Origin of the sequence: Armatimonas sp., from assembly GCF_043760365.1 — a bacterium.
Lineage (GTDB): Bacteria > Armatimonadota > Armatimonadia > Armatimonadales > Armatimonadaceae > Armatimonas.
The window spans coordinates 1-6,763 of the sequence record NZ_JAYUPA010000054.1; the positions used below are offsets into that span (position 1 = coordinate 1).

The following is a 6,763-nucleotide window of genomic DNA, read 5'->3' on the forward strand; positions in this document are numbered from 1 at the left end:
ATCGAGGACTTAAAAGCCCACGCCGATGCGGCCCATGCCCACGGCGCACTGCTCGTCGCTTCCGTGGATCCGATCTCGCTGGGCGTCTTAGAGGCACCCGGTGCGTGTGGCGTGGACATTCTCGTGGCGGAGGGCCAGAGTCTGGGCTGCTACCCCGCGTTTGGTGGCCCGCTCCTTGGCATCTTCTGCTGCAAAAAAGAGTTTATCCGGCGCATTCCAGGGCGCATCGTCGGTGTCACGAAAGACACCGATGGCACGAAGGGCTACGTGATGACGCTCCGTACGCGCGAGCAGGACATCCGCCGCGACACGGCCACCAGCAATATCTGCACCAACCAGGCACTCTTCGCCCTAGCGGCGACGGTGTATCTGGCTAGCTTCGGCAAGACGGGCATGCAGGAAGTGGCGGCACTGTGCCTCCAGAAAGCCCACTACGCCGCCGAGCAGCTTACCAGCCTTCCGGGCTACTCCCTCGTCTACAGTGGCCCGTTCTTCAAGGAGTTTCTGATCCAGTGCCCGAGCGATCCGGTGGAACTCAATAAAAAGCTCCTCGCTGCCGGGATTCTAGGGGGCCTGCCGCTCCCCGGAAACCAGATGCTAATCTGTGTCACGGAGCAGCGCATCAAGTCCGAGATAGACCAGCTCGTCGCATGCCTTCGCTAAAGCTTGAGGACCATGCGCTCCGTCTGCTCGAAAACGAGCAGACGGCGCTGGCATTTCTGAACCGCACCGCGCACTCGTGGGTGTGGGAGCTTGACTTGCCCGGAGGGGAGATCCTCTTTCGTGAGCCGGGCACGGGGCGAATCTTGTTCTCCTCCCCGATGAAGCTCATTGGAACCTACGATCAGCAGTCCGGCAGTTTCAACTTTGGCTGGGCCGACCCGGCTATCCCGGAGGACTGGAAGTGTGTCACGGGCCTGGGGCGGCTCAGAGTCACAGCACGGGGAGCAGGCCTAGAGGTATTCGATTCAAAGGGGCCTATCACCCTCAGCACACCCACCCAGGCGCAGAGCTGGGCGATCGCAAGCGCGGGCTACCTCAAGGCTTTCTTCGTCTTCGAGGCACGCCAAAATGGGAAGACATTGTTTTTGAGCGTGGCACTCTTCCCCGATGCGGGGCTTGTGGAGCGAGATCTCCACATCTCGCAGCATGTGATTCAGGAAGGCAAGCTGCGTTTCTCGATGAACCACCGGCAGGCGGTCGAAGCCTACCTTGGAAAGGCCTCAGGGGCGGCAGGCTCAAACCTGGCGGATGAGACCTTCTTCTGGCGTTTTCAGGAAGGCCTGCTCCGAATTCAGTTCGCCCACCACGGCCAGATTCTCAGCATGAGTGCCGAAGTTCCGCAGTTGCAGGAGGTGGGCACGATCCCCCAAATGGAAACAGCAGAAGCCCCCGAGCAAGCAAGCAAACCCGGCTTTCTTGTGCGCATTTTTGGAAAGCGGCGATAAAATCAAACCATGAAGACCACCACCGCAGTTCTCTATGACTCCGCCGAGAATGGGCCGCTTCCCATCGCCTTTGAGATGCCCCGGATCTCCTACAGGGAGTTCGTGCGCCTCTGCCAACGCCATCCCGATCTACGGGTGGAGCGTACGGACGAAGGAAAGCTACTCTTTATGCCCCCCGCCGAAGCCGAAGGCGATAGCCGCAACACGGCAATCACGACACTCTTGACCCTCTGGAACTGGAGCCTCCCGGAGCCCGGAAAGACCTTTGGCCCGAGCGCTGGGTTCACGCTTCCTAGTGGAACGACCCGCTCGCCGGATGCCGCCTGGATCAGCGCCGAGCGGTGGATTGCGCTCACGGCCACTGAACGACGGGGCTTTGCCCATATCTGCCCCGACTTCGTGGTGGAGCTACTCTCCCCCAGTGATAGCCTGACGGAAACCCAAGCAAAACTGACGGAATATCTCTCTAACGGCGCACGCTTGGGCCTGATTATTGACCGTAAACGCCACGTCGTTGAAGTCTACCGCCCCGGCCAGCCGACGCAAACGCTGACCAATCCCACCGAAGTTTCCTGTGAACCGGAGCTTTCGGGCTTTATTCTGTCACTGGAGCGCGTGTTCTAATGCAAATCGAAGATTATGTGTTCCGCATCATGGACAATAACGTCCGCATGCAGGAAGTTCTAGGCGAATACAACTGGAACGTAGACATGCGGCTTGGAACCATTGCGTTCAAGAGAAAATCGGGCGCGGTAATCGCCACCTGTCCGGTTCAGCTTGTCGGTAGCGAAGCCAACGGCACCTGGCTCTGGGCATGGGCGAATAAGGAGAGCAATCCACCAGCCGATCTTCTTGTTGCAGTCGGAAAGCTCAAGGAGAACGGCACAGAAGCCCATTTTCAGATTACAGAAGAATTTCCACTTCCTTCGGAGACGTTTGGACACGAAATGGCAATCCTCTGCGCGGGGCTCAGCGGCAGCTACGGCACGTTCCGGTGCCCATTTTCTGGGGGCGCACTCTATGTGGTTGTGGAGTCCTTCCCCAAGGCCCGCAACCTGCCATTTAACCCGAATCGCACTACGCAAGCTGTGATGGCGGCGATCTCGACTTTCACTGTAACAGATCACCGTCTTGCCTGGGAGGCATTTCCCGTGGGAGAGCGTCTGGAGGTATCCTTCGATGATCAGAACCGTATCAAAAATATTCAGATGACACTCAGCCCCGAAAATCTGCCAACTGAAAAACCAAGTCTCCTGGGCCGACTGTTTGGAAAACGTAACGGATAAGTAACTAAAACTATGGAACTAACTCTTTTTGAACTCTCTCGACCGGGCCGTGTGGGCGTGCGGATGCCCGCCTGCGATGTTCCCGTGAAGCCGCTCGGCGAGCTGCTGCCGGGTGTGGCACTGCGCACGGAACTTCCTCTGCCTGAGCTCTCGGAGCCGGAGGTGGTGCGGCACTTTGTGCGTATCTCCAACCTGAACTACTGCGTGGACAAGGGTTTCTATCCCCTGGGCTCCTGCACCATGAAGTACAACCCCAAGATCAACGATGTCGCGGTGAACATGCCGGGCTTCGCGCGGGTGCATCCTTATCAGCCCGAGGAGACGGCGCAGGGCGCGATTGCAGTGCTCTACGAGATGCAGGAGATGCTCGCGACGATTCTCGGGATGGACGCCGTGAGCCTCCAGCCCGCCGCCGGAGCGCATGGGGAGCTGCTTGGTCTGATGCTGATTCGGGCGTACCACATTCACCGTGGCGAGGGCGAGACGCGTAAAATGGTCGTGGTGCCCACAGCGGCGCACGGAACCAACCCGGCGTCTGCGGCGCGCTGTGGTTATAAAGTGGTGGATGTCAAGACCAACGAGCGCGGCCTGACCGATATCGCGCACCTAAAAGAGCAGCTCGCCAAGCACGACGGGCAGATCGCGGGCTTCATGCTCACCAACCCCAACACGGTCGGGCTGTTCGAGGAAGACATTCTGGAGATCTCGCAGCTTGTCCACGACGCGGGCGGACTGATGTACTGCGACGGGGCGAACATGAACGCGCTGGTCGGCACCGTCCGACCGGGTGATATGGGCTTCGACGTGATGCACGTGAACCTGCACAAGACGTTCTCTGTACCCCACGGCGGCGGCGGCCCCGGCTCCGGCCCGGTGGGTGTCAAGAAAATTCTGGAGCCGTTTCTGCCCGTCCCGATGGCGGTGAAGCGCGCCGACGGCAGCTTTGGCCTTGATTCTGACCGTCCGCTCTCGGTGGGAAAAGTGGGGCCCTACGCCGGAGCCTATCTGGCAGTTGTGCGTGGCTACGCGTATTTAATGCACTATGGCCGCGAGAAGCTCCCGCAGATCAGCGAGAACAGCGTACTGAACGCGAGCTACTTAAAAGCCAAGCTCAGCAAGACATTCGCCGTTGCCTACGACCGGCCTTGTATGCACGAGGCCGTCTTCTCGTTGGAGCGCCTGAAAAAAGACTACAATGTCAAGGCGCTGGATGTCTGCAAGCGGATTATTGACTACGGTTTCCATCCGCCGACCATGTACTTCCCCTTGATCGTCCCCGAGTGCCTCATGATCGAGCCCACGGAGACGGAGAGCCTGGAGACGCTGGATGCCTTCGTGGAGGCACTAGAAAAAATCGCGCAAGAAGCCGCCGACGATCCCGCGTTGGTGCAGGGCGCTCCCTACACCGCGCCCGTCAAGCGTCTCGATGAGCCGTTTGCCGCGCGTAACCTGGATGTTGCCTGGAAGTAATTCCAGGCATCAGCGGCTACAGCGTTCGTAGGTGGAAACCACCATCTATGTTGATCACCTCGCCCGTAATGTAGATAGTGAGCATTGAGGACAAGACACCACTCGCGCGAAAGCTGCACAAACTGATCCAATCTGGGAACGCCGCCGTTGCCCAAAGACTCTTGCCTGTAGGGCATATCTATCTGAAAAAAATATTAAAACCACGAGCCGTTTTCACGAAGGTTTTCCAAGGCATGCCGTAGCAGAAAATGATTCGTGAAAACGGCTCCTTGCATATTGTAAAATATTCTGTTATACTTCCCACGTGAGCGGAACCGCACTGACTGCGGAACCGCACTGACTGCGGAACCGCACTGACTAACGTGAGGTAACGTATGATAATCGCAGCTTTAACCGTTCTTTCTCTGGGATTACACCCACTCTCCAAACTGATTAGTTCATCACCTGCTCCAAGAGCATTTGCAAAAACTATCATAATTGGCTGGGAAGACTATGGTGACGGAAATCCATCTTATGGAATTGATACGTATTCTGGCTATGGAAATCACGAACCCGATATCGAAGGTCAAGTAAGTTATAAATGTACTGCTGATGCTGTAAATCCTTGTGCCGATTTTAACGTTGTAATGTTTGCAACAATTACAAATGACAAATCGGGAATAACCGGAGATATCATAATCACGCCTAAAATCAAGTTTCTGGCTCGTGGTGAAGCGATAATTCAAGGTGCAGCTTCTTCATCTATCACACTTAAGAAGCAGCAAGACTTTGGTGAAGAAACAGCGGAGGGTAATACGGGAACAGCGAATCCATATTATAAGCCTAAAACTTTAACTTGGCTTTTACCGCTAACGCTAGGTAGAGGTGCACATATAGATGCAAAATCAGAACCAGCTACGGGTGAGGCAAGTTTTTAAACAAAAAACAATTAGGACATTTTAGCTATAGTCATCGATAATACGACATGGCTAAGATGCCTTAAATAATATCCCAACTTCATATATTCCAGGAGAATACCAATGATATTACCAATAACTCTTTCAATGGGTATAATAATAAATCAAGACAGTTACAATCATGTTGTTTTTTCAGATAATCCAATCACTATCAAAAATAATCAAACAAAGTCAATTACGATTAAAACAGATCCCGAAAAATCGAGAATTCCAAATATTACTTATATAGAAATAAGAAATTACATCACTAATCTATTTAGACTTTGTAAATTTATAACTCCAGATCCATATTCAGATGCCAAGATTGATTTCAATCGATTCATAAAAAATCTTAGCGAGTCAGAAAAAATATCTATACAAAAAGGAATACCATTTTCAAATCTAAGCGAGATACAAAAGAAAATATTTCTTGATGGCATATCAAAACAAGAGAATCGTTCACTTTATACTATTTCCTTACTCTACAAAATTATTTCAACCCTAGAACGTGACAGCACAGTTTTGAGATATTGGGATACAGGAAATGAACACCCAATTCTGTTTCTTGATGGAAAATTTGGCCCAGAAAATAACAACTGGCATTTTCTTCTTAGCCATAAATTCCGTTTCCAAAATTCTGGAGTCAGTCTGCGACAATTCAAAGATATAGATAACAATATACAAATGGTTGGAGTTGGATTATTACCACTATCTGATATGGACAAACAAAAATTAGAAAAGACAATAAAAGTATTAAACAAATTAGATGATAATTCATTTGAAGATAAATTACCACCTCCTATTTTTCAGGATCATACACTAGGCACTTTCGTTTCTCACCTAAAGAAATATTCAATCAATATAAATATTGATGAACATTTAAAATCCAAATCTTTTTTCTGTAAAGATTTCGTTTTCGACCGAGATTTCAACCAATCCCTAACATCTATATCTGAAATATACGGATTAAACATACAAAAAAAGGACAATACAATAAATATAACAGATAAAAAATTACCTAAAAATATAAATATCAATAATTTATATTCAGAAATAGAAAATCTGTGTCCCAGTCCAGTTAAAAATTCCATCAACTATTTTATTAAAAAAAATATACAGAAAAATAAGAAACCACTTAGCAATAGAGAATTATATACAGCAACAAACAAATCAATAGAAGAAGAAACAGAAATATTATACCATGAAATCATAGCAGTGATAAGGAAATTACTTTCATTACAAATGAAAGAATCTGCAAATAGTACAATAAAATTCATTGAATTAGATAATCAATCAAAAATGCTAATATCTCTATTATTTTTAATAAATAATAGAGATATAATTGACTCCATACAAGGCATAAAAAAATCAAAGCCATTGATAAAAACGGATAACACGTCCGTGAAAATTATTCAGATCAACACCAGTAATGATGTTCAACTCATTGACACAGAAACTGAAATTCCAAGACTTAAATTTCGTTATGTCTACTCAAATTAGTCTATCTACAGTGTTCGTAGGTGGAAGCCGCCGTCAATGTTGATGACCTCGCCCGTTGAGAACGGAAAATCTCCTCGGGCGAGGGCGGCGACGGCGCGCCCGATGTCTTCGGGCAGGCCCCAGC

General features: G+C 50.3%; 6 protein-coding genes and 2 pseudogenes. 7 read left to right on the forward strand and 1 reads right to left on the reverse strand.

What is annotated here, in order from left to right; all coding sequences use genetic code 11:
• The 7 genes and pseudogenes from ACH2EH_RS01280 to ACH2EH_RS01310 all read left to right on the forward strand — a co-directional run.
• Nucleotides 1-663: pseudogene (locus ACH2EH_RS01280) on the forward strand (glycine dehydrogenase); the annotation flags it as partial.
• A complete protein-coding gene (locus ACH2EH_RS01285; protein ID WP_395138045.1) occupies nt 651-1,448 on the forward strand; it encodes a DUF6882 domain-containing protein in 798 nt (265 codons plus the stop codon). The pseudogene ACH2EH_RS01280 and the gene ACH2EH_RS01285, both read left to right, overlap by 13 nt.
• Nucleotides 1,449-1,457: 9 nt before the next feature.
• Nucleotides 1,458-2,072, forward strand: a complete 615-nt coding sequence (locus ACH2EH_RS01290; protein ID WP_395138047.1) for a Uma2 family endonuclease — start codon at nt 1,458-1,460, stop codon at nt 2,070-2,072.
• Nucleotides 2,072-2,734, forward strand: a complete 663-nt coding sequence (locus ACH2EH_RS01295; protein WP_395138050.1) for a DUF6882 domain-containing protein — start codon at nt 2,072-2,074, stop codon at nt 2,732-2,734. Before ACH2EH_RS01290 ends, ACH2EH_RS01295 begins: the two co-directional genes overlap by 1 nt.
• A gap of 12 nt (nt 2,735-2,746) precedes the next feature.
• On the forward strand, nt 2,747-4,204 hold the full coding sequence (gene gcvPB / locus ACH2EH_RS01300; protein WP_395138052.1) for an aminomethyl-transferring glycine dehydrogenase subunit GcvPB: 1,458 nt from the start codon (nt 2,747-2,749) through the stop codon (nt 4,202-4,204).
• Nucleotides 4,205-4,578: 374 nt separating this feature from the next.
• Complete coding sequence (locus tag ACH2EH_RS01305; RefSeq protein WP_395138053.1) at nt 4,579-5,121, forward strand: hypothetical protein; 543 nt, start codon at nt 4,579-4,581, stop codon at nt 5,119-5,121.
• Nucleotides 5,122-5,223: 102 nt separating this feature from the next.
• A complete protein-coding gene (locus ACH2EH_RS01310; RefSeq protein WP_395138055.1) occupies nt 5,224-6,639 on the forward strand; it encodes a hypothetical protein in 1,416 nt (471 codons plus the stop codon).
• Nucleotides 6,640-6,644: 5 nt separating this feature from the next.
• Here ACH2EH_RS01310 and ACH2EH_RS01315 read toward each other — a convergent pair.
• Nucleotides 6,645-6,763, reverse strand: a pseudogene (locus tag ACH2EH_RS01315) (3-ketoacyl-ACP reductase); the annotation flags it as partial.

What these genes read in the sequence shown, in the direction of transcription:
- ACH2EH_RS01285 (WP_395138045.1), top strand. Translation starts at nt 651, where the DNA reads ATGCCTTCGCTAAAGCTTGAGGACCATGCGCTCCGTCTGCTCGAAAAC.
- ACH2EH_RS01290 (WP_395138047.1), top strand. Translation starts at nt 1,458, where the DNA reads ATGAAGACCACCACCGCAGTTCTCTATGACTCCGCCGAGAATGGGCCG.
- ACH2EH_RS01295 (WP_395138050.1), top strand. Translation starts at nt 2,072, where the DNA reads ATGCAAATCGAAGATTATGTGTTCCGCATCATGGACAATAACGTCCGC.
- gcvPB (WP_395138052.1), top strand. Translation starts at nt 2,747, where the DNA reads ATGGAACTAACTCTTTTTGAACTCTCTCGACCGGGCCGTGTGGGCGTG.
- ACH2EH_RS01305 (WP_395138053.1), top strand. Translation starts at nt 4,579, where the DNA reads ATGATAATCGCAGCTTTAACCGTTCTTTCTCTGGGATTACACCCACTC.
- ACH2EH_RS01310 (WP_395138055.1), top strand. Translation starts at nt 5,224, where the DNA reads ATGATATTACCAATAACTCTTTCAATGGGTATAATAATAAATCAAGAC.